The organism is Serratia sp. HNCC26DJ206, from assembly GCF_057180605.1.
On the sequence record NZ_JBXUGP010000048.1, the window covers coordinates 1 to 22228 of the forward strand.

General features: G+C 52.6%; 22 protein-coding genes and 2 tRNA genes. 11 read left to right on the top strand and 13 right to left on the bottom strand.

Annotated features, from left to right (window positions below; all coding sequences use genetic code 11):
* Positions 1–125: 125 nt before the first annotated feature.
* Positions 126–1325, bottom strand: coding sequence for an S-methyl-5-thioribose kinase (mtnK, locus tag AC2A1E_RS22305; protein ID WP_484385559.1), 1200 nt, complete (start codon positions 1323–1325; stop codon positions 126–128).
* 129 nt (positions 1326–1454) lie between these two features.
* Here mtnK and mtnA point away from each other — a divergent pair, with 129 nt between their 5' ends.
* Positions 1455–2483 (top strand): S-methyl-5-thioribose-1-phosphate isomerase, encoded by a 1029-nt coding sequence (mtnA, locus tag AC2A1E_RS22310; RefSeq protein ID WP_484385560.1) that lies wholly within the window; start codon positions 1455–1457, stop codon positions 2481–2483.
* Here mtnA and melR read toward each other — a convergent pair.
* On the bottom strand, positions 2475–3401 hold the full coding sequence (melR, locus tag AC2A1E_RS22315; protein ID WP_484385561.1) for a transcriptional regulator MelR: 927 nt from the start codon (positions 3399–3401) through the stop codon (positions 2475–2477). The two genes, mtnA and melR, sit on opposite strands and share 9 nt — an antisense overlap.
* A gap of 268 nt (positions 3402–3669) precedes the next feature.
* On the opposite strand from melR, the gene melA reads away from it, so the two are divergent.
* The 3 genes from melA to AC2A1E_RS22330 all read left to right on the top strand — a co-directional run bounded on the left by melA (position 3670) and on the right by AC2A1E_RS22330 (position 6787).
* Positions 3670–5019, top strand: coding sequence for an alpha-galactosidase (melA, locus tag AC2A1E_RS22320; RefSeq protein WP_484385562.1), 1350 nt, complete (start codon positions 3670–3672; stop codon positions 5017–5019).
* Between the two features lie 89 nt (positions 5020–5108).
* Positions 5109–6530: a melibiose:sodium transporter MelB gene (melB, locus tag AC2A1E_RS22325; RefSeq protein ID WP_484385563.1), complete on the top strand. Its 1422-nt coding sequence runs from the start codon at positions 5109–5111 to the stop codon at positions 6528–6530.
* A 2-nt stretch (positions 6531–6532) separates the two neighbouring features.
* Positions 6533–6787, top strand: a complete 255-nt coding sequence (locus AC2A1E_RS22330) for a SemiSWEET transporter (protein ID WP_459401441.1) — start codon at positions 6533–6535, stop codon at positions 6785–6787.
* A 60-nt stretch (positions 6788–6847) separates the two neighbouring features.
* Here AC2A1E_RS22330 and AC2A1E_RS22335 read toward each other — a convergent pair whose 3' ends face one another.
* Genes AC2A1E_RS22335 through AC2A1E_RS22345 form a run of 3 tightly spaced genes read right to left on the bottom strand, consistent with a single transcriptional unit; the run spans position 6848 to position 8687 of the window.
* Positions 6848–7390 (bottom strand): 1,2-dihydroxy-3-keto-5-methylthiopentene dioxygenase, encoded by a 543-nt coding sequence (locus tag AC2A1E_RS22335; RefSeq protein WP_484385564.1) that lies wholly within the window; start codon positions 7388–7390, stop codon positions 6848–6850.
* Positions 7387–8076, bottom strand: coding sequence for an acireductone synthase (gene mtnC / locus AC2A1E_RS22340; RefSeq protein WP_484385565.1), 690 nt, complete (start codon positions 8074–8076; stop codon positions 7387–7389). Before mtnC ends, AC2A1E_RS22335 begins: the two co-directional genes overlap by 4 nt.
* Entirely contained in the window at positions 8073–8687 is a 615-nt protein-coding gene (locus AC2A1E_RS22345; RefSeq protein WP_484385566.1) for a methylthioribulose 1-phosphate dehydratase, read from the bottom strand. The genes mtnC and AC2A1E_RS22345 overlap by 4 nt, the downstream gene beginning before the upstream one ends.
* A gap of 117 nt (positions 8688–8804) precedes the next feature.
* Between AC2A1E_RS22345 and AC2A1E_RS22350 the strand changes: the two genes are divergently transcribed.
* The 4 genes from AC2A1E_RS22350 to AC2A1E_RS22365 all read left to right on the top strand — a co-directional run bounded on the left by AC2A1E_RS22350 (position 8805) and on the right by AC2A1E_RS22365 (position 11371).
* Positions 8805–9965 (top strand): pyridoxal phosphate-dependent aminotransferase, encoded by a 1161-nt coding sequence (locus AC2A1E_RS22350; protein ID WP_484385567.1) that lies wholly within the window; start codon positions 8805–8807, stop codon positions 9963–9965.
* Positions 9953–10726, top strand: coding sequence for an amidohydrolase (locus tag AC2A1E_RS22355; RefSeq protein WP_484385568.1), 774 nt, complete (start codon positions 9953–9955; stop codon positions 10724–10726). The genes AC2A1E_RS22350 and AC2A1E_RS22355 overlap by 13 nt, the downstream gene beginning before the upstream one ends.
* Before the next feature lie 88 nt (positions 10727–10814).
* Positions 10815–11093: a CopG family ribbon-helix-helix protein gene (locus tag AC2A1E_RS22360; RefSeq protein WP_484385569.1), complete on the top strand. Its 279-nt coding sequence runs from the start codon at positions 10815–10817 to the stop codon at positions 11091–11093.
* Entirely contained in the window at positions 11081–11371 is a 291-nt protein-coding gene (locus AC2A1E_RS22365; protein WP_484385570.1) for a type II toxin-antitoxin system RelE/ParE family toxin, read from the top strand. Before AC2A1E_RS22360 ends, AC2A1E_RS22365 begins: the two co-directional genes overlap by 13 nt.
* Positions 11372–11452: 81 nt before the next feature.
* Here the strand turns inward: AC2A1E_RS22365 and AC2A1E_RS22370 are convergent, their stop codons facing one another.
* The 4 genes from AC2A1E_RS22370 to dnaQ all read right to left on the bottom strand — a co-directional run bounded on the left by AC2A1E_RS22370 (position 11453) and on the right by dnaQ (position 16472).
* A complete protein-coding gene (locus AC2A1E_RS22370) occupies positions 11453–12760 on the bottom strand; it encodes an HlyD family type I secretion periplasmic adaptor subunit (protein WP_484385571.1) in 1308 nt (435 codons plus the stop codon).
* Positions 12761–12777: 17 nt separating this feature from the next.
* Positions 12778–15048, bottom strand: a complete 2271-nt coding sequence (locus tag AC2A1E_RS22375; protein WP_484385572.1) for a type I secretion system permease/ATPase — start codon at positions 15046–15048, stop codon at positions 12778–12780.
* Positions 15049–15504: 456 nt separating this feature from the next.
* Positions 15505–15581, bottom strand: a tRNA-Asp gene (locus AC2A1E_RS22380).
* A gap of 156 nt (positions 15582–15737) precedes the next feature.
* Positions 15738–16472 (bottom strand): DNA polymerase III subunit epsilon, encoded by a 735-nt coding sequence (dnaQ, locus tag AC2A1E_RS22385; protein ID WP_484385573.1) that lies wholly within the window; start codon positions 16470–16472, stop codon positions 15738–15740.
* A 72-nt stretch (positions 16473–16544) separates the two neighbouring features.
* Between dnaQ and rnhA the strand changes: the two genes are divergently transcribed.
* Complete coding sequence (rnhA, locus tag AC2A1E_RS22390; protein WP_484385574.1) at positions 16545–17012, top strand: ribonuclease HI; 468 nt, start codon at positions 16545–16547, stop codon at positions 17010–17012.
* Here rnhA and AC2A1E_RS22395 read toward each other — a convergent pair.
* Positions 17009–17728 (bottom strand): class I SAM-dependent methyltransferase, encoded by a 720-nt coding sequence (locus tag AC2A1E_RS22395; RefSeq protein WP_484385575.1) that lies wholly within the window; start codon positions 17726–17728, stop codon positions 17009–17011. The two genes, rnhA and AC2A1E_RS22395, sit on opposite strands and share 4 nt — an antisense overlap.
* 44 nt (positions 17729–17772) lie before the next feature.
* Here AC2A1E_RS22395 and gloB point away from each other — a divergent pair, with 44 nt between their 5' ends.
* Both gloB and mltD read left to right on the top strand, forming a co-directional pair.
* Complete coding sequence (gene gloB / locus AC2A1E_RS22400; RefSeq protein WP_484385576.1) at positions 17773–18528, top strand: hydroxyacylglutathione hydrolase; 756 nt, start codon at positions 17773–17775, stop codon at positions 18526–18528.
* A gap of 72 nt (positions 18529–18600) precedes the next feature.
* Entirely contained in the window at positions 18601–19977 is a 1377-nt protein-coding gene (gene mltD, locus AC2A1E_RS22405) for a murein transglycosylase D (protein ID WP_484385577.1), read from the top strand.
* A gap of 58 nt (positions 19978–20035) precedes the next feature.
* Here the strand turns inward: mltD and AC2A1E_RS22410 are convergent, their stop codons facing one another.
* From AC2A1E_RS22410 to AC2A1E_RS22420, 3 genes are all read right to left on the bottom strand, one after another.
* Positions 20036–20830, bottom strand: a complete 795-nt coding sequence (locus AC2A1E_RS22410; RefSeq protein ID WP_484385578.1) for an endonuclease/exonuclease/phosphatase family protein — start codon at positions 20828–20830, stop codon at positions 20036–20038.
* A gap of 253 nt (positions 20831–21083) precedes the next feature.
* Positions 21084–21887, bottom strand: a complete 804-nt coding sequence (gene dkgB, locus AC2A1E_RS22415; RefSeq protein WP_484385579.1) for a 2,5-didehydrogluconate reductase DkgB — start codon at positions 21885–21887, stop codon at positions 21084–21086.
* 209 nt (positions 21888–22096) lie between these two features.
* Positions 22097–22173: transfer RNA gene (locus AC2A1E_RS22420), tRNA-Asp, on the bottom strand.
* Positions 22174–22228: the final 55 nt, after the last annotated feature.

The following is a 22228-nucleotide window of genomic DNA, read 5'->3' on the forward strand; positions in this document are numbered from 1 at the left end:
TCGTAAGTAATCCATAGATGCAAATGTCAGATCGCAATGCGCCTGTTAGGGCGCGGCTGGTAAGAGAGCCTTATAGGCGCATATGAAAAACCTCCGGCTATGCCGGAGGATAGTTATTTGCACATTCAGCCGTTTTGCCGGATACGCGCCAGCAGTGCGTCTATATGTTCGATTTGCGCAGCATTGACGATTAAGGTGCGCCCCAGGCTGAGCGCGCTGCGCTGGCAGTCGGCCCGCATTGCAGGGTCGTTAATGCTGTCCAGATCGGCGACGTGTGCCAACCCGATAGTGCGGCGAATCAGTTCAGTACCGGCATATCCCACCGCATCCCGCCACACCTGTTGCAGAAATTGCTCAGCATAACCCGGCAACGCCAATGCCACATCGCGGGTATGCTGATGGCACAGCGTCAGGAAACGATCGGCAAAGATTAGCCACAATTCGCGCACGTCCTGCAACCGCTGCTCGCGCCCATCGGCAGCATCCCGTGGGCCAAGCAACCCCGGTAAGCCGCAATAATTCAGCAGCAAATTGCCCAGCGCGGTACCCAAATCAAACCCGATCGGCCCATAGAAACCAAACTCGGCGTCGATGGCCTTCAGTTTACCTTCCGCAACAAAAATCGAACCGCTGTGAATATCGCCGTGCAACAACGCTTCGGCCTTGCTCAGAAAGCGATGCTTCAGCCCGGCGACCGCCAGCTTCAGAGCTGCGTCATGGCGCAGATCCTGCACCTGCGGCAGCAGCGCATCGTCAAACTGATTACGCTCGTGATCAATATAGGGATCGGTAAAAAACAGATCTTCGGTGATCTGGCACAGTTCCGGGTTGGCAAAACGGCTGACTTCCGCCTTCTTCTTCTGCGCGCTCTGGTAAAAATCAGACGTATGGAACAGGGTTTGCGCCAGGTATTCCGCAAGTTGCCCGGCCGCCAGCGGATAGTAGCGCCCTTTCATCAGCTCACTGCGCCAGATCTGGTGATCAGAGAGATCTTCCTGCACCATCACCGCCAACTCAGCATCGTGGTGCAGTACCTTCACCGTATGACGCGGGCATAAAGCGCCATGCACCAGCAGGGTTTGCGCCTCAATGCGCGAGCGATCCAACGTCAACGGCCAGGATTCACCCACGCAGCGCACATAGGGCAGTGCCTGCTTGACGATCGCTCGGCTCACGCCTTGACGATCGCGGATCTTAAACACCAAGTTCAGATTACCGTCACCAATCTCATCGGCACTCACCAAACTTTGTGGATCGGCAACCTGCCCATATTGACGGGCATATTCAACAGCATCGGCAGCAGTAAACGTACGATAAAGCGACATTCCCAACCCCTTTCGCGATGATTTCTATTTTTTAGACGTAAAAGCATTTAGCCGTCTATACATCTGGAAGTCATGTTGGCAGAATAGTGCTACAGATGCAATAAGCACATAACAAGGATTTAACTGCCGATGCAAACGCTTAACACCACCAGTTTAAACCTGAAAGAAAATCGACTTTGGATCCTCGATCAGCAGGCGTTGCCGCAGGAAAAATGCTGGTTACCTTGCGACAGCGTAGATGAACTGGTGGGGCATATCCGCGCTCTGCGGGTGCGGGGTGCGCCGCTGATTGGCTTATCGGCCAGCCTTTTGTTGGCCCTGCTGGCCGAACGCGGTTTATCCCCCACCGAGCTGGAACAGGCATTGCTTACTCTGCGCGCCTCGCGCCCCACGGCAGTGAATCTGATGAACAATCTGGATCGCATGAAACAGGCGCTGGACCAGCCGGATTGGGTCACGGCGATGGCCGAAGAGGCGCTGCGCTTGGTAGCAGAAGATCGGGCGCTGTGCGATCACATCGCCGATCACGGCGCAGAGCGAGTGCAACCGGGCAGCCGCCTGCTGACTCACTGTAATACCGGCGGGTTAGCCACCGCAGGCATCGGCACCGCCATCGGCGTGTTACTGCGTGCCCACCAGCAAGGCAAGATCGCGCAGGTTTGGGTGGATGAAACCCGCCCGCTGTTGCAGGGCGGCCGCCTTACAGCCTGGGAATTGGGCGAGCTTGGCATCCCTTACCAACTGATTTGCGATTCGATGGCTGCCAGCCTGATGGCCGCAGGCCAAGTCGATGCCGTCTGGGTCGGGGCCGATCGCATCGCCGCCAACGGCGACGTGGCCAATAAAATCGGCACTTACAGCCTGGCAGTGCTGGCACATTACCACCGCATTCCGTTTTACGTTGCCGCGCCGCACACCACTCACGATCCCCATTGCCCGAACGGTGCGGCAATCCCCATCGAACAGCGCGCCGCAGCAGAAGTCACCGGCGCAGCGGGCAGCTTTGGCTCCTGCCAGTGGGCACCGGCGGATGCCCCGGTGTATAACCCGGCGTTCGACGTCACGCCTGCGGCGTTAATCAGCGGCTGGGTATTAGACAGCGGCGTGATCACCCCGCAACAGGTGGCTGACGGGATTTTCCAGCAAGCGTTAGGTTAAATGCCTGCGTAGCTGGCTGAGCTTGCGGTATTTTTGTGGCGACATGCCCACATATTTGTGAAAGGTGCTGTAAAAACGGCTGCTTGAGCGAAAGCCCGCCGTCAGAGCGATATCCAGGATAGTTTTATCGGTATCGCTCAGCAGCGCCCTGACGTGGTTGATCCGCATCGCCGTGATGTACTGCTTCATGGTCAGTTGCATCACGCGCTGGAAAATCCCCATCGCATAGTTGGGGTTGAGCTTGACGTGCTCGGCCACGCTGTCGATGGTCAGCGCCTGATCGTAGTTATCCGCAATAAACCCCAGCATCTGGCTGACATAAAACTGCGCATGCCTGGAAACACCGTTCTTGTGGGTCCGAGCGGCTTTGTTAACTAGGATCGGCTGCCAGCCAGAAAGGCTAAAGCGCTTAAGCATCAGGCCGATCTCGTCAATCGCCAGTTGACGGATTTGCTCATCGTCACTGATGAGTTCCGCCTGCCAGCGCTGCACTTCAAAAGCGCTGATTTGATGCGCTGTAAGCGATTTCACTACCATGCCGTGCGTAACATGGTTGATCAATTCCCGATCCAGCGGCCATGAGAGAAACAGATGCATCGGTAAATTCAGGATCGCCATGCTCTGGCAATCGCCGGGGCGAGTGAGTTGATGCGGTACACAGGCCCAAAACAGCGTGATGTGCCCCTGTTTGATCCGCACCACTTCATCGTTAATCAGATACTCCACATCGCTGTCAAAAGGCACATTCACTTCTACCTGACCGTGCCAATGGCTAGACGGCATGGCCTGCGGAGCGCGCAGCTCAATATCCATCCGCTGATAATCGGAATAGAGCGACAGCGGGCTGCGCGCCACCGGGTCGGTACTGCTGCACATGTCGGGATCGGGCGCTAAAGCGCGCACCACAGCGTGTTCCATAGCGATCGCCTTCCTGTTCCTGAATTATCAGAATAGTGGCACAGCAGAGGGAAACATGGCGCGATCGAGGCCACATCCTGGCCTAGAACATTGCTGTAATGCCCCCATATTCTCTGCTTTTTCATCCTTTTTATCCCATAAGCTCAGATTCCGCAGGCTGATACGCAGAATCTGAGCTTATGGGAATGCTCACTCGGGAACATGGAAGCGTTACCACTCCGCGTCGTGCCACCATGGTGTTATCCCAACACGCCACTGGAGAACACACATGTCAGTCCCAAAAATCACGTTTATCGGCGCTGGCTCGACCATTTTTGTTAAAAACATCCTCGGCGATGTGTTTCATCGCCAGGCGTTTAAGTCGGCCCATATCGCGCTGATGGACATTGACGCAACGCGCCTGGAAGAGTCGCACATTGTGGTACGTAAACTGATGGACTCTGCCGGGGCCAATGGGCGTATCACTTGCCATACCGATCAGAAAACGGCCCTCAACGCGGCAGATTTTGTGGTTGTCGCGTTTCAGATTGGCGGCTATGAGCCCTGTACCGTTACCGACTTTGAAGTATGTAAACGCCACGGCCTGGAACAGACCATCGCCGATACGCTGGGCCCCGGCGGCATTATGCGCGCGCTACGCACCATTCCGCACCTGTGGCAGATCTGCGCAGACATGACGGAAGTATGCCCAAACGCCACCATGCTCAACTACGTTAACCCGATGGCGATGAACACCTGGGCGATGTTTGCCCGCTATCCGCAAATTAAGCAGGTCGGGCTCTGCCATTCCGTTCAGGGTACGGCGGAAGAACTGGCGCGCGATCTGAATATCGACGCCAGCGAATTACGCTATCGCAGCGCCGGAATCAACCATATGGCTTTTTACCTCGAGCTGGAGAAAAAAGGTGCTGATGGCCACTACCGCAGCATTTATCCAGACCTGCTGAATGCCTACGCCAGCGGCCAGGCACCAAAAGCAAACATTCACGGTAACTCGCGCTGCCAGAACATTGTGCGCTATGAAATGTTCAAAAAGCTGGGCTACTTTGTGACGGAATCCTCCGAGCATTTCGCCGAATACACCCCGTGGTTTATCAAGCCGGGGCGTGCTGACCTGATCGAACGCTATAAAGTGCCGCTGGATGAATATCCGAAACGCTGCGTGGAACAACTGGCCAACTGGCAGCGGGAGCTTGAGGAGTACAAAACGGCGGATCGTATTGAGATTAAGCAATCCAACGAATACGCCAGCACCATTATGAACGCGCTGTGGACCGGTGAGCCCAACGTCATCTATGGCAACGTGCGTAACGATGGCCTGATCGATAACCTGCCGCAGGGGTGCTGCGTGGAAGTGGCTTGTTTGGTGGATGCCAATGGGATCCGCCCAACCAAAGTAGGCAAACTGCCCTCACATCTGGCCGCGCTGATGCAAACCAACATCAACGTGCAAGCGCTGTTGACCGAAGCCATTCTGACTGAAAACAAAGAGTACGTTTATCATGCAGCCATGATGGACCCTCATACCGCAGCCGTGCTGGGCATCGAGGAGATTTATGCGCTGGTTGACGATCTGATCGCCGCGCACGGCGACTGGCTCCCAGCCTGGCTGCACTGATATCGCCTGGCGATCGTCGGGTGCCTAGGCGCCCGGCTTCCCTTCACTAAAACAGAAGGCGGGCGCTGGCAACGGTGACCCTGTACCCTATGAGTGTTTCAATAACCACAAAGATCAGCTACGGTTTTGGCGCTTTCGGTAAAGACTTCGCCATCGGCATTGTTTACATGTACCTGATGTATTACTACACCGACGTCGTGGGATTATCGGTGGGCGTGGTCGGAACGTTATTCCTGGTTGCGCGCATCTGGGACGCCCTCAACGATCCGATCATGGGCTGGATTGTCAACAATACCCGCACCCGCTGGGGCAAGTTCAAACCTTGGATCCTGATCGGCACTATCACTAACTCCATCGTGCTTTTTCTGCTGTTCAGCGCCCATCACTTTGAAGGCACGTCACAACTGGTCTTTGTCATCGTCACCTATATTCTCTGGGGCATGACTTATACCCTGATGGATATTCCTTTCTGGTCGCTGGTACCCACCATTACGCTGGATAAACGTGAGCGCGAGGAACTGGTGCCCTACCCGCGCTTTTTTGCCAGCCTGGCCGGTTTTGTCACCGCCGGGGTGACGCTGCCGTTTGTCAATTACGTGGGCGGTGGCGATCGCGGGTTCGGGTTCCAGATGTTTACCTTGATACTGATCGCTTTCTTTGTTGTCTCAACGTTTGTCACCTTGCGTAACGTCAAAGAGGTGTATTCATCCGATAACACAGCGGAGGGTGCCAACCGTATCAACCTGAGAACCATGATCAGCCTGATCTACAAGAACGATCAGCTTTCTTGCCTGCTCGGTATGGCGCTGGCCTACAACATCGCTTCCAACGTGATCACTGGCTTTGCCATTTACTATTTCACTTACGTGATTGGCGATGCGGCGCTCTTCCCCTATTACATGTCTTACGCCGGTGCGGCTAACCTGATCACACTGATCCTGTTCCCACGCTTGGTGAAAACGCTTTCACGCCGTGCGCTGTGGGCTGGTGCTTCGATCATGCCGATTCTCGGCGGCGGAGTGTTGCTGGGAATTGCCACTGCGGGGTATCACAACCTGTTGCTGATCTCACTGGCGGGAGTGTTACTTAACATCGGTACTGCGCTGTTCTGGGTGTTACAGGTGATCATGGTGGCCGATACCGTTGACTACGGCGAGTACAAGCTTAACGTGCGCTGCGAGAGTATTGCCTACTCGGTGCAAACGCTGGTGGTAAAAGCAGGTTCGGCCCTGTCGGCGTTTTTTATCAGCATAGTGCTCGGCATCGTCGGCTATGTGCCTAATGTTGCCCAATCACCTGAGACGATCGTCGGCATGCAGTTCATCATGATCGCCCTGCCCGCGCTGTTCTTCTGCGTAACGCTGTTTATTTATTTCCGACTGTATAAGCTGAACGGTGATTTCCAGCAGCAAATCCAAACCCATTTGCAGGATAAATATCGCCAAGCGCCTGATAAACCGGTGCGGGAAACAGGCCGTATTCTACTGCCCGAAGCCGAGGCAAAGGGGTAATCATGGAGTGGATTTCCCTCATCGGCTATCTGGCAGCCAGCCTGACAACGCTCTCTTTTCTGCCGCAGGCCATCAAGGTGATCTCAACCCGCAATACCCAGGGAATCTCTTTGCTGATGTACGGTATGTTCGTTGCGGGCTTGCTGCTGTGGCTGATTTATGGCGTGTTGATCGGCAACATGGCCGTCAGCCTGGCGAACCTGCTGACGTTGCTGTTCGCCCTGCCGATCCTGGTGATTAAGTACCAGAATCGTTAAACCACCGACGTTTTCTCCTGCTCACAAAGCAGGAGAAAACGTTCTGGTTTGAAGCGAGTGTCAGTCCAAACGCGGAAAAGCATCAGCAATCTTGTCACCGGTAAACTGCGCTACCCAGCCTTGTGGGTTATCAAATATGCGGATCGCCGTAAAGTTTGGCTCAGACCCCATATCAAACCAGTGATGAGTATTGGCCGGCACGGAAAGCAGATCGTTTCTTTCACACAGGATCTGGAAAACCTTGCCTTGCAGATGCAGGCAAAACAGCCCCTTGCCTTCCACAAAGAAACGCACCTCATCTTCGCCATGGGTATGCTCGGCAAGAAACTTACCGCGCAGCTCCTGACGCTGCGGGTTATCCGGGCGCATGCTGATGACATCCCAGCTCTGATAATTCTTTTCCGCCACCAACCGGTCGATCTCATGCTGATAGGCGGCGATCACCCTATCCGGCTGCGGGTTATCCCCCAAATCACGATCCGCCTGCCAGCGCTCGAAACGCACGCCAATCCGCGCCAGTTGCTGCTGAATAGCCTGTACGTCATTACTTTGCCACAGCGCCCGTTGCGGTTCTGCGTCACTGAAGATGGTTAATCCACTCATGAAATAAACTCCTTCAAATCAATCTGTTCGAAACGGTTTACCTGCGGATGCTGGCTCAATGGATCGGCAGCATCGCGAATCAATTGGCAAGTGTGCCAACCTGCGGCCCGCGCGGCATCAAGCTCCTGATGAATATCAGAAAGGAACAGCAGTTCCGCCGGTTCAAGCGCGATATCACGCGCGATATTCTGATAGGACGCGATCTCACGCTTGGCCCCGACGCGGGTATCAAAATAGCCACTGAACAGTGGCCGTAAGTCGCCCGCCTCGCTGTAGCCGAACAGCAGTTTTTGCGCCTCCACCGAACCCGAAGAATAGACATACAGCTGTATCCCTTGCTGTTGCCAGGCCGCCAGTTGCTCGGCGACTTCCGGGTAGAGATGGCCGCGAAAATCACCATGGTGATAACCGCTGCGCCAAATGATCCCTTGTAGCGCTTTCAACGCGGTCGATTTACGATCTTCATCCATAAAGCGGTAAAGCACCGCGATAAGCTGCTCATGATCCGCATCCGGCTGGGCAATCTCTGCGCGTAATGCCGTAAGCGGTGCAGCCACTTCCGCTTCGGCGGCATGGTTACGCACAAACTCGGCCAACCGCTCACGGGCGTAAGGGAACAACACCTGATGAACAAAACGGATATCGCTGGTGGTGCCTTCAATATCGGTCACAATCGCACGGATCATTGCGCCTCCAGTAAGCGGCGTTGCAGTTCGCACTGAAACAGGAACTCCAAGCCTTCAAGATGGCGGCGTGCTTCTGCCACCTGTTTGCCCCAGCAATACAGCCCGTGCCCACGCACTAAAAAACCGTACTGCAACGGCGTATTTTCCGCATAAGCCGCAACGCGAGCCGCCAGCGCTGTAATATTCTGGTCGTTATCAAAAATCGGTATTTCTACGCAGCTCAGATGGCTTTGCTGCCCGCTGAGGGATTTCTGCATTTCATACCCTTGCAGCACCAGCCCATCACTCTTCTCCACACGCGATAACACGGTGGCATTGACCGAATGGGTATGCAGGATCGCAGTCACCTGCGGATACAAGCGGTAGATCAAAGTATGCAGGCCGGTTTCTGCCGAAGGAGTACGGCCACTCGGAGCCTGGTTGCTGGCAATGTCCACCAGCAAGAAATCCTGTTCGGTCAGGCCGCCTTTATCTTTACCGGATTCGGTCACCCAACACTGTTCCAGATCGAGGCGCAGTGACATATTGCCACCGGTCGCCGGGCACCAGCCCTTGTCACCTATCCAGTGGCAAGCCGCCAGTAACGCATGAAGTTGCGGGTTTTCCGTCATTCACTCAGTTTCCTGCAAGGTCGCGAAAGGAATATAGCCATCTAAACGTCTTGATTGCCAAAGGTTAACACCGTGTTATATTGTTGGCAACATAAGCACCAAGAGTAAGAGCCTGAGATGAACACTTCAGCCCCAATTCCCGAAAGCAAATTACCGGCCCTCGGCACCACCATTTTTACCCAGATGAGCGCGCTGGCGCAGCAGCATCAGGCAATCAACCTGTCGCAAGGGTTCCCGGATTTTGACGGCCCGGACTATCTGAAACAGCGCTTAAGTTGGCACGTCAATCAAGGAGCCAACCAATATGCCCCAATGACCGGCGTTGCCCCACTGCGTGAAGCCGTTGCTGAAAAAACCGCGCAACTGTATGGCTGGCAGCCGGACGCCACCAGCGAAGTAACCATTACTGCGGGTGCGACGGAAGCGTTGTTCGCGGCAATCAGCGCGCTGGTGCGCCCAGGCGACGAAGTGATCTGCTTTGATCCCAGCTACGACAGCTACGCCCCGGCGGTACAGCTTTCCGGCGGTGAACTGAAACGCATCGCCCTGCAACCGCCCACCTTCAAGGTGGATTGGCAACAGTTTGCTGAATTGATCTCACCACGCACCCGGTTGGTGATCGTCAATACGCCGCATAACCCTTCCGCCACGGCTTGGCATGCAGAAGATATGCAGCAGCTGTGGGCCGCAATTGCGGAACACGAAATCTATGTGCTGAGTGACGAAGTTTACGAGCACATCTGCTTTGCCAAAGGCGGCCATGCCAGCGTGCTGGCGCATCCGCAACTGCGCCAGCGGGCAATCGCCGTCTCCTCTTTTGGTAAAACCTTCCATATGACCGGCTGGAAAGTGGGCTACTGCGTGGCGCCTGTCGCGCTGAGTGCCGAGGTACGCAAGGTTCACCAGTATCTGACCTTCTCGGTTAACACCCCGGCACAATTGGCGCTGGCCGATATGCTGCGTGCCGAACCCGCACATTGGCAGCAGTTGCCTGCGTTCTACCTTGCCAAACGCGATCGTTTTGTGCAGGCTTTGGCCAACAGCAGGCTGGAAATTTTGCCGTGCGCTGGAACCTACTTCCTGCTGGCAGATTACAGTGCCATTTCCGATCTGGATGATGTGGCCTTCTGTCGTTGGTTAACCGAGCGCGCAGGCGTAGCGGCGATCCCACTTTCCGTCTTCTGTGCCGAACCTTTTCCTCATAAATTGATCCGGCTGTGCTTCGCTAAACAGGATGCCACGCTGGACGCTGCCGCGGAGCGGTTATGTCGACTTTGAAAATTACCCTATTGCAGCAACCGCTGGTCTGGCGCGATGGCAAAGCCAACCTGCGCCAATTCGATAGTTTGCTGGCACCGATTACTGACCGCGATCTGATCGTGTTACCGGAAATGTTTACCACCGGTTTCGCCATGGATGCCGGGGAAAGCGCATTGCCAGAGCAGCAGGTTATCGACTGGCTGCACACTTGGGCTGTTAAAACCAATGCCCTGATCGGCGGCAGCGTGGCGTTGAAAACCGCCGAAGGGGCGGTTAACCGTTTTCTGCTGGTTGAACCGGGCGGCAAGGTGCATTTCTACGATAAACGTCATTTGTTCCGTATGGCGGGTGAGCACTTGCATTATCAGGCCGGAACCCAGCGCGAAATCTTCGAATGGCGCGGCTGGCGCATCCTGCCACAAATCTGTTACGACCTGCGTTTCCCGGTCTGGTCGCGTTATCAGCAGGATTACGATCTGGCGCTGTACGTCGCCAACTGGCCTGCACCGCGCAGCCTGCATTGGCAAACGCTGCTGGCCGCGCGGGCGATTGAAAATCAGGTGTACGTTGCGGGTTGCAACCGCGTGGGTGAAGACGGCAATGGCCTGAGTTACAGCGGTGACAGCCTGATCATCAGCCCGCAGGGGGAACGGCTGGCCAGCGCGGAACCGGGCCAAGCCAGCCGATTGGATGCGGAACTTTCACTGGAAAACCTGCAAACCTATCGTGACGCTTTCCCGGCCTGGCGCGATGCTGATGGCTTCCTGCTCAACAATTGATGATGCCGGAGCTCATAAACTAGACAACGGCAGCAGAAGAGATTTATAGTAGCCAAAGGTATTACCTTTCACTACTAAGTGGTGACTTATGGCTACAGCGACATCCATTAAAATCGACGACGAGCTTAAGCAACGCGTGCAGCACATTGCTGCCAATCGCCAGCGGACGGCCCACTGGGTTATGCGTGAGGCCATCCGCGAATATGTCGAACGTGAAGAAAAACGCGAAGCATTGCGCAATGATGCATTACAAGCCTGGGAAACCTATCAAGCCAATGGTAAACATCTGACACAGGAAGAAGCCGATAATTGGCTGGCCAATCTGGAGAAAGGCCATGATACGGAGATCCCGGAGTGCCACAACTAACCTGGACACCGGTTGCGCTCGCCGATGTGCAACGGCTATACCGTTTTCTGGCGCAGAAGGATAACGATGCGGCAAAACGCGCCATTAGCGCGATCCGCCGCAGCATGCAAATTTTGGCCCACCAACCACAGGTTGGCCGCCCCGCAGACGAATTACCCAACGAATTTCGCGAATGGCCCATCGAGTTTGGTAACAGCGGATATCTGGCGCTCTATCACTTTGACGGTACAACCGCCGTTATTCTGGCAGTACGCCATCAAAGTGAAGCAGGTTATTAGTACCAGTACGCCATAAAGTTCACCGAGGAACGATCCAGATCGCGCTCGCTAATCAAATTCATTTTGTCTATTGCCATTCCCTTATCTCTCGCGGAATGCTTCTCGTGCTTTTAATACCGGTTTCAGCAAGTAGGACAGGATCGTTTTCTCTCCAGTACGAATCTCAACATTCGCTACCATCCCGGGGATGATAGGGAACGTTTTATCCTTGACGTGCAATGCTGCCTGGTTAGTCCGCACATACACGCGGTAATAGGTTGAGTCTCCACGACCGGAACGGGCTTTCTCTTCATCAACCAAGGTGTCGGAACTGATATGTTCGACCACGCCGCTCAGCCCACCATAAATAGCATAATCGTAAGCGGTAATTTTGACCGTGGCGGGCAAGCCCGGGTGAATAAAGGCCACATCAGCCGGTTTAATCTGGGCTTCGACCAGCAGGTTATCCTCCAGCGGAATGATCGTCATGATTTCTGCCCCCTGCTGGATCACCCCGCCTCGAGTGGTGATGTGGATGTTATTGACCGTGCCGCGCACCGGGGCAACAATCGTGGTGCGCTGCATCACGTCTTCACGGCCACGCAGGATTTCTTCCGCCTGAGCGAGCTCTGACTCCAGCTTGTTCAGTTCGCTGTTGGCATCAGAGCGGAAACGGTTGGTACGTTCAGCAATCTGCAGTTGGAACTCATTCGCCTGCCGACGTAAACGTAGGATCTCTACGTCCGACACCAGCCCTTTTTCGGCCAATGGCGCAGAAAGCTGCACCTCGTTTTCCGCCAGTGCCAGGCTTTTCTTCAGCGCATCCACGCTCTCATTCAGGGTTCTCAATTGGGCGTTGTAGGCTTGGGTTTCATCATTCACGATGCTGGGTTCCGCCATAACCTCGGGAGGAAACACCAGCGGTTTGCCATAAGCCTGTGCACGCAACCGCGCTATAGAGGCCTGCAACCCCAAAACTTTCGACAGGGATTCACCGTAGCTGGAGTCGGCTCGCGTTGGATCCATTTTCAGCAACACCTGCCCTTTTTCAACCACGTCGCCTTCGCGCACGTTCAGTTCCTGCAGGATCCCGCCCTCCAGGCTCTGTATCACCTGCTCACGACTGGCGGGAATAATTTTACCTTCACCGCGCGTGATCTCTTCGACACGTGCAAAATGCGCCCAAACCAATGCCACTACAACCACCAGTGCGATGGTATACAGCATGATCATACTGAACGGCGTTTTTTGTGAGATTAACGCCGCCTGCAACTGATTGATAAAATTCAAATCGCCGTTTTCAACTTCCCCGCTCACTGAGTCATCATTGGCACTTTTGCCTTTGCCGCCCTGATTTTTTTTTGCCAGATCCTTCTGCGGTAGGGATACCTTAAGGTCATCCTTATTCATCGCTATACTCCCCTTTTCTATTCGGCGATTTCTGCTATGCCGCTATCTGGCTTTGTTGGTGCCGTTTTTCCAGCCTCACGTTGCCCATTCTGTTGGTTTTTCTTCTGGCTGTTCTCATTAAGCCTGGCAATGACCTGATCTTTCGGGCCATCCGCCATCACTCGACCATCATCAAGCACAATCAACCGTTCAAAAATATTCAATACCGACATACGGTGAGTCACAATCACCAACGTTTGCCCTTCTATCGCTTTTTGCAACTGACGGATAAACAGCGCTTCCGTCATCGCATCCATGGAACTGGTCGGTTCATCCATCAACAGAATTTTAGGCCGCAGTAGCAGGCAGCGCGCCAGAGCAACCAACTGTTTCTGCCCACCGGACAAGGCACTGCCCATTTCACCTACCGGCATGTCGTAACCCAACGGATGCCGAGCCGCAATCCGATCCAGCCCTGTCATACCCGCAACGCGCAGAAACTCTTCGGTATTGGCGCCTGGATTACCAATGGTCACGTTATAGCGCAAGGTGCCGTGGAACAAACGGCAATCTTGGCCTACATACCCCACCGCAGCGCGCCAATCAGCCGGATCCACCTGTGTTGCATCAACACCATCAATCGTAATCTGGCCACTACGAGGCTGCAGCAGACGCGCCATCACCCGTAACAGCGTCGATTTCCCACTGCCAATACTGCCGATGATCGCCACCCGTTCACCCGCCCGAATACTGATGTTGACGTTATCCAGAATTGAAGGCGGAACCATAACCCCCGGCACCGGATAGGCAAACCCCACTTTTCTCAGTTGCAGATTCCCAGTGAATTTTGGCGTCGGTAAATAGCTGATCGCGGCATCGCGCTCTGTCGGTAACTCCATCAACTGATTCAGCGATTTCAACGCAGTTTTAGCATGCTGGTAACGCAGGGCCAGCGCCACGACTGAAGCCAGCGGCCCCAGAGAGCGGCCAGACAAAATCACCACCCCAATCATCGAGCCCATGGTTAACTCGCCCGCGTGGATCAGATAAACACCGAAGACCACAATAACCACGGTCGTCACCTGCTGCATAAAGCTGACGAAGTTAGAGGTCAAGGAAGAGAGATAACGGGTCTTCATGGAAGAAGCCGCCGCTAGGGCGCTGAAATCATCCCAGCGCTTTTGCATCACGCCTTCCCCCTGGGCCGCTTTCAACGCCTCAAGCCCTTCGATGGTCTCAATCAGCAATCCCTGCTTCTGCGAGATCTCACGAATATTCTCCCCCATATAGCGGCTGAGTGGCCATTGGATACACACGCTGACCAGCAGAATAATGGGGATAGCGATCAACGGAACGATGGCCAACTGTCCGCCAATCAGATAGATGATCAGCATAAACAAAATACAAAAAGGCAGGTCTGACAACGTCGATAAGGTCGCTGATGTTACAAAATCACGAACAGCTTCAAAGTCGCGCAATTGGTTAGCAAAAGAACCTGTTGACTGCGGCTTGCTCTCCATACGCATCGCCATCACCTGGCGGAACAGTTTGGCACCCAGAATCAAATCGGCCTTCTTGCCGGCAACATCAATCAGGTAAGTTCGCACTTGGCGCGAAATGAATTCAAATACGATAGCAATCAATACACCGATCGCCAGCGACCATAAGGTGACGTAAGCCTGGGTCGGGATCACACGATCGTAGACGTTCATAGTGAAAAACGTACTGGCCAGGGTCAGAATATTGGCCAACAACGCGGCCATTGCGGCGCTATAGAAGTAATGACGATAGCGCCACAGCGTGGAAAACAACCAGTGCCCTTCGCGGTTCGCTTCCGGCAGTATTTCATCGTCGGTACGCTTATCGAGTTTGGGCTTTGGGTTCGCCAACATGGCATACCCGCTATAATTGGCCACCAGTTCGTCTTCTGACATCTGGAGCACGCCACCACTTTCCGGCACGACGACCTGGTACTTTATGTCGCCACGCTTACCCGTGCGTGAAGTCATGACACAATAGCTGCCATCGTTGTAAGCCAGCACCAAAGGCAAAAGATAAGAAGAGATCTTGGTCAGATCTCGTTTTATCCACCCTCCAGAAAGACCGACCTGATCCAACATCCGCAAGGCCAGTTCCGGTGTCAACTTTTCGCTACGCGGTAACCCTGCGTATAAGACCTCTTTACTGGCAACCTTATTGTGATATCGACATAACCATTCAACAGCCCACAGCAATGAATCTTTGCCATTATCTTCAATATTATCAAAATCGGTAGGCTCAAATACTGGAGGAGCTATTTTCTCATTCATAGCGATTTTCTGATTTCATTGAAAAGCCACACTTACTGGTTAGATTGACTATAATGAAGCGTAGCAAAAGAAATAAAAACCCGCAAATAAGCAGCAATTCAACTCATGAATAAATCTTTAAAAAACAAATAAATAAAAAACATTAAATAGATCGCTCATCACTTTAAATTCAAGCACTCCAGCAGATAGTTTAAAGATAGATAATAGATGGGAATTTAAAATGCTGTAACTAAAGTTCATGGGAGGTAAAATAAACTACTTATTTTACAGCCAATTTTACATTGCATATTCTTTATGTGGCTTAGTTATTATTATCCGACGATGATATCTACCACGATATCGCTCAACACCAACATGATTCACATGAGCGATCTCTCTGCTTTTGAATCGCACTAGGTAGCACACCCAAAAGGCATAAAAAAACCCCAAGCTTAAAAAGCTTGGGGTCTGAATGATTGGCGGAACGGACGGGGCTCGAACCCGCGACCCCCTGCGTGACAGGCAGGTATTCTAACCAACTGAACTACCGCTCCGCGCCAGTTCCCTCTTGCGGGGGAACGAAGCGAATATTACGGTTGCCCTTGCATTCCGTCAATGTCTTTTCTTATAAAAAGAGTCGTTTGCACAGTTTTTCAACGAACATGGCAGCATAATACAGCGTTCGCCACGTTTTTACACTCAAGGTGGCGTTATTCGCTGCGCCACAGGCAGCTACCGCCTTTTTTAGCCACCAGATCCAAGCGCGCCTCATGGGCGGCCACTTCATCATCGCTGGCGTATACCACCTTCAGTGCCGTGGCCGGACGTACAATCCGCTGAATATCCTGCGTTGAGTCCGTTTGCTGAGTATCCCCTTCCATTTGGAAGGCCATGGAAGTCTGACCACCGGTCATCGCCAGATAGACTTCCGCCAGGATCTCGGCATCGAGCAAAGCGCCGTGCAATGTTCGCTTGCTGTTGTCTATTTCATAACGGCTGCATAGGGCATCAAGGTTGTTACGCTTACCGGGAAACAGACGACGCGCCATCAATAGGCTATCGGTGATGGTGCAGAAGGTCTCCGTTTTCGGGATATTCTGTTGCAGCTTGCGGAACTCGTGATCCATAAAGCCGATGTCGAACGCTGCGTTATGAATGACTAATTCACCGCCGCGGATGAAATCAATAAACTCAGCGGCAATCTGATCAAAGGTCGGTTTATCGGCCAGGAATTCGTCACTGATACCGTGCACACCGTAAGCTTCGGGATCTACCAGCCGATCCGGCTTGACGTAAACATGATAATGACGCCCGGTCAGGCGACGATTGATCACCTCTACGGCCCCAATCTCGATGATACGATGGCCTTCGTAATGAACCCCTAGCTTGTTCATACCGGTGGTTTCGGTATCGAGAACGATCTGTCTGGTTGGTGTGGTGATCATATTGCAGTGCTCATAGCGCCCGTTTATGTCAGACTTGGTTTTTATAAAACTGATAGGAAGAGTCTACCAGAGATGCTCAAACAGGTAGAAATTTTCACCGACGGATCTTGCCTCGGTAATCCAGGGCCCGGCGGTTACGGCGCAATTTTGCGCTACAAGCAGCACGAAAAAACCTTCAGTGCAGGCTATTACCTGACCACCAACAACCGTATGGAGATGATGGCCGCCATTGTGGCGCTCGAAGCACTGACATCCCCTTGTGAAGTGGTACTCAGCACCGACAGCCAATATGTGCGTCAAGGCATTACCAGTTGGATCCACAACTGGAAAAAACGCGGTTGGAAAACCGCTGATAAAAAGCCGGTGAAAAACGTCGATCTCTGGCAGCGTCTGGATCTGGCGATTGCGCGCCATACCATCCGTTGGGAGTGGGTCAAAGGCCATGCGGGCCACCCGGAAAACGAGCGTTGTGACGTGCTGGCGCGTGATGCCGCAGGCAACCCAACGCAGGATGATACGGGGTATCAACCCGAAGCTTAAGGCTGTTTGCGGTAACTCTTGGTCGCGCCCACAGCGCGGCTGAGAGCTGGCTTTCGCGCCCCCACTCTCATCGGCGTTGGCGTCAGCGGTAAGGTTCTTTTCCGCGCTACGATCACGCTCATACACCCCAACGCTGGCAAGTGCGTACTTAAAAACGTGCCACCTTTACGCTGCCAAGGCAATACGTGGAATCGAGTCTGTTCCAGCACTTCATAATTCAACAGGCTGAGCCAGTCCAGTAAGCGCATCTGCGTAAACATTCGGCTGACATAGGGTTGCCGATTGCGCAATCCAGGGATCAGCTTGCCCAACCCGAGTAAGCTGAACGGGTTAAAACTACTGATCACCAACCAACCGTCGTCAATCATCACACGGTCAATCTCACGCAGCAGACGGTGCGGATCCTCAGCATAGGAAAGCGTGTGAGCCAGCAGACAAGCATCTACCGATTTAGCCGCAAAGGGTAATTGATAGGGATCGGCCAGCACATGCAGGTTATCCCCTGCCAGACCAACGTTAACCTGATGCGATATGGTGCACTTTTCCGTATCCAGCGCAGCGCTGAGGTTACCAACTTTCAGCAGGTGAAAGCCGAACAGCTTCGACCACCAGGGTTGCAATTGCTGCTCAAGCGCCTCACGGTAGTATTCTCCCCATGGCAGCCCGGCCCAGGAGTATGGGCTGGTGAGCTTTTGTAGAGTATGGGCTGGTTTCATGATTTATTATCTTCTTTCAAGCCGTTGCCAACGAGAGGTCCGTTATGAATCTTATCAGCATTCCTGCTTTTCAGGATAATTACATTTGGTTGCTGGATAACCAGCAAGGACATTGCGTTATCGTCGATCCCGGAGACGCCAGCCCGGTGCTGGAAGCGTTGACACGTTTGCAATTGATCCCTGACGCCATTTTACTGACCCATCACCATCGCGACCACGTTGGCGGCGTGGCAGAACTTGTTGCGCAATACCCAGACTTGAGAGTATATGGTCCGCAAGAAACCGCCAACAAAGGGGCAAATGCTCTGGTGCAAGACGGTGAAATCATCAAAATCAGTGGGCGACAGTACCGTATTATCGCGGTTCCTGGGCATACGCTTGGACATGTCGCATTCTACAGCCCACCTTATCTGTTCTGTGGGGATACCGTTTTTTCTGCTGGCTGTGGCAGACTTTTCGAAGGGACCGCTGAACAAATGTATGATTCATTTCAACGAGTCGCGCAACTTCCCGATGACACTCTCATTTGTTGCGCACATGAGTATACTCTCTCAAATCTTAAGTTTTCACGAGCTATTTTGCCACAAGATCGCGACATTGAAACATATCAGCAACAAGTTGAGATATTACGCGCAAAAGGTAAGCCTAGCGTGCCTACAACGTTACAATTAGAGCGTAAAATTAATCTCTTTTTACGCTGCCATGATACTGATTTACAAAAAGAAATAGGCTTTAACTCACCACCAGACAGCCTTCATTCGGTTTTTTCCGAATTACGCCTGCGGAAAGATAGCTTCTGAAGCTTTTAGTTGTGTTATTCGATGAAGCAAAGTATAGTTGCTCGTCTTTTAAGCAACTATATTGACATACATATGAAGGCTAAAGCGATAATTCTCGCCTCAGTCTTGCTAGTAGGTTGCCAGGCGTCCAAGAAGGGCGTGCAGGTACCAGAGCAGCATGCACAGAGTCTGTCTTCGGCAGGTCAAGAAAGTGAAGCAGGAGAGTACACAGCGAATGGTCGAGCAAGCTCGGCGCGGTGGTTAGAGGGTAATAGCACCGCACAACAAGACCTGTGGAACTTCATTAGCGACGAGCTGAAGATGGAGGTTCCGGAAAATCCCCGGATCCGTGAACAAAAAAGAAAGTATCTAAAAAGTAAGAGCTATCTCCACGATGTAACATTACGGGCAGAGCCGTACATGTACTGGATAGTCGGGCAGATTAAGAAACGTAATATGCCGATGGAACTGGTACTGCTACCCATAGTGGAGAGCGCTTTTGACCCACACGCCACGTCGCATGCCAATGCCGCAGGGCTATGGCAGATTGTGCCGCAAACGGGTCGTAATTATGGGCTGAAGAACAATCAGTGGTATGATGGGCGCCGTGATGTTGTGGCCTCGACGACTGCTGCGCTTGATATGATGGAACGCTTGAACCGCATGTTTGACGGCGACTGGTTACTGACCGTCGCGGCTTATAACAGCGGTGAAGGCCGCATCATGCAGGCGGTGAAGGCGAATAAACGCCAAGGTAAGTCCACCGAGTTCTGGGATTTGTCGCTTCCGCGTGAAACGTCAATCTATGTCCCGAAGATGCTGGCACTGAGCGATATCATCAAGCACAGTAAAAAGTACGGCGTCAAATTACCAAAAACTGACGAAACCCGTGCACTGGCGCGAATTGATGTTGGGCAGCAGATCCAGCTAACTCAGGCGGCTGAGATGGCTGGGCTTTCAGTCACCAAGATGAAAGCTTACAACCCAGGCTACAAAAAAGGTGTAACGGCGCCGAACGGGCCTCATTACATTATGGTCCCGAAAGGCAATGCCGCGCAGTTGAAAGACTCGTTGGCTGATGGGCAAATTACGCCACCGCCAGCACAGTTGGCGAGGAATAGTAGTTTGTCTGGTGGGAGTGCGTATAAGGTTCGCTCCGGCGATACGTTATCCACCATTGCCAAACGGCTGAACGTGAAGCCGAGTGATTTGCAAAGTTGGAACAACTTGCGTGCCAAAAGCACCCTGAAAGTTGGGCAAACGCTGCAGGTAGCCAGCAATACCAGCGATAATAGCAGTATCACCTATCAAGTTCGCAAAGGTGATTCGCTTTCAAGTATTGCACGCCGTCACGGTGTCGATATTGATGATGTGATGCGTTGGAACTCAAGGCTCGGCAAGAAAAATAGTCTGCAACCGGGTCTGAAACTGACCCTGTTTGTAAACAACAAAATGTCACCAGATACCTAGACCTTCGGTACAAAAAGCACCCTACGCTGTGGGGTGCTTTTTTATTGCCTGTAGATTCCTACCAGACCGACTTATCCAGCTCAGGATGGAACTCCACCAACAAAGGATTATGGTCTGATGCTTGGGTAACCAGCACAGAAGCCTCTACAACGCCTAAGTTACGGTAAAATACAAAATCTAGCGGTCGGCCAAATGCTTTCTTACGGTGATCATCGGTGAAGCTCACCTCATGCAAGGCTATATCATCAGCAAACTGATACAGCGCATTGATACGCTTGCGACTCCAGGCATTAAAGTCACCGGCCATGATCACCGGCCCTTGGTGGTTAGCAATCTGCTCGCCAATCGGGTCTAGCTGCTTACTGTATACATCGACACCCAGGCTGAAATTCACCGCATGGATATTCACCACCATCAGCAATTGACCATTATAGAGTGGATAAACGGTGATCAACGCTGATTTAGCCAGACGTAATAGCGGCTCACGTTCGCGCAGCGGGCAGCAATACACCGGGTGGGCTGCAGCCAGTGTCATCACACCAGAAGGATGTTGCGGCAACACAAAAGCGGGGACTTGATCGGCAGCCAGATAGTGAGAGGTAGCAAAATTCACCAGCTCAGGAGTCGTCTGGGCCTCCTGCAATAGCACCAGTTGCGCATCTTTACCGAAATTTTTCAGCACCGAAAGCCAATCAGCCCGTTGCTGCTTGAAGATATTCCACACCATAACCCGCAATACCCCAGACGTAGGTAATGCAGCCCCAGGCAGTAGCGGTTGATGGATGGCACCAGGGAAAATTCGTTCAACTGGCTGGCCTGCAACATACCTCATTGCATAAGTTCGTTTCGGCACGCTATTCGCCTATTTCCCGTTTGGATGATGTTGATAGCAACATTGCCACCAACAATAGATTGATTATACGCCAGTGCTTCTCTACCAGCATGGCTTTTAGGAGGAAGGCTCTTTCAGTTATAGAGGTAGGGAGAGGGGATTTCAATCGGTGAAACGTATACGTCTGTAAAGGTTAGCGGTGATCGGTAATAAATGCGAAAAAGCCCGCAAAATGCGGGCCAAAACATGCGTTCTAGGCAATTCAGATGTAAAACTAATCCCAGTTCGGTGCCAAACCCTCTGGGCTGACCAGGCGGCCATTACATTCCAGCTTGGCAAACTGCTTCATCTCCTCCTCAGTTAGCTTAAGTTTCTGTGCCAAAAGATTGCTGGCGATATTTTCACGCTTAGTGGAAGATGGGATCACCGCGTAACCCAGTTGCAACGCCCAGGCCAGAATGATTTGAGCTGGCGTTGCATCGCGGCGCTGAGCGATATTTTTTATCACTTCATCTTGCAGCGCTTTACCGTATGCCAGCGTCATATAAGAGGTAATGGTAATCCCATGCTGCTGTGCAAACTCGACCACCTGGCGGTTTTGCAGATATGGAGACAGTTCGATCTGGTTAGTGGCAATCGCCTCAGCACCTACTGCATCGATAGCACGCTGCATCAGATCAATGGTGAAGTTTGAAATACCAATCTGACGCGTTAGCCCCAGCTCTTTTGCCTTAAGTAACTCCGCCATGAACTCGTCAACCGACACTTCGTCGTTCGGTGAAGGCCAGTGGATCAAGGTCAGATCGACATATTCCGTTTGTAACTTTTTCAGGCTCTCTCTCAAGCTTGTGATCAGCTTGTCTTTACCCAAGTGAGCAACCCAGATCTTGGTGGTGATAAATAGCTCTTCACGTTTAATACCACTTGTGGCAATAGCCTGGCCAACGGCCGCTTCGTTCTCATAGATTTGTGCGGTGTCGATGGCACGATAGCCTAGTTCCAGAGCAGTACTCACTGAATCTATCGCAGCTTGATCTTGCAGGCGGAAAGTACCTAAACCAAATGCAGGGATACTCATAATATAATTCTCTCGGTTCGTCTATAAAAGCGGTATGAGAGGATTATGGCAGCAGTTTTATTGAGTAAAAATACCCTATTAAGCACAAGACTTTTGATTAACAGGCAACAGTACTCAAAAGCCCTAATCAAAAAAGAATGTGTAGCAAAAGTGCTGAATTTTGCATATGAAAAATCCCTGAGTCAGAGACTCAGGGATTATCAATTAAGTGGCGGAACGGACGGGGCTCGAACCCGCGACCCCCTGCGTGACAGGCAGGTATTCTAACCAACTGAACTACCGCTCCACCGATTCTTTCATGCGGTATCTTTTGATACCGGCAAAATCACCTTGGCGATTTT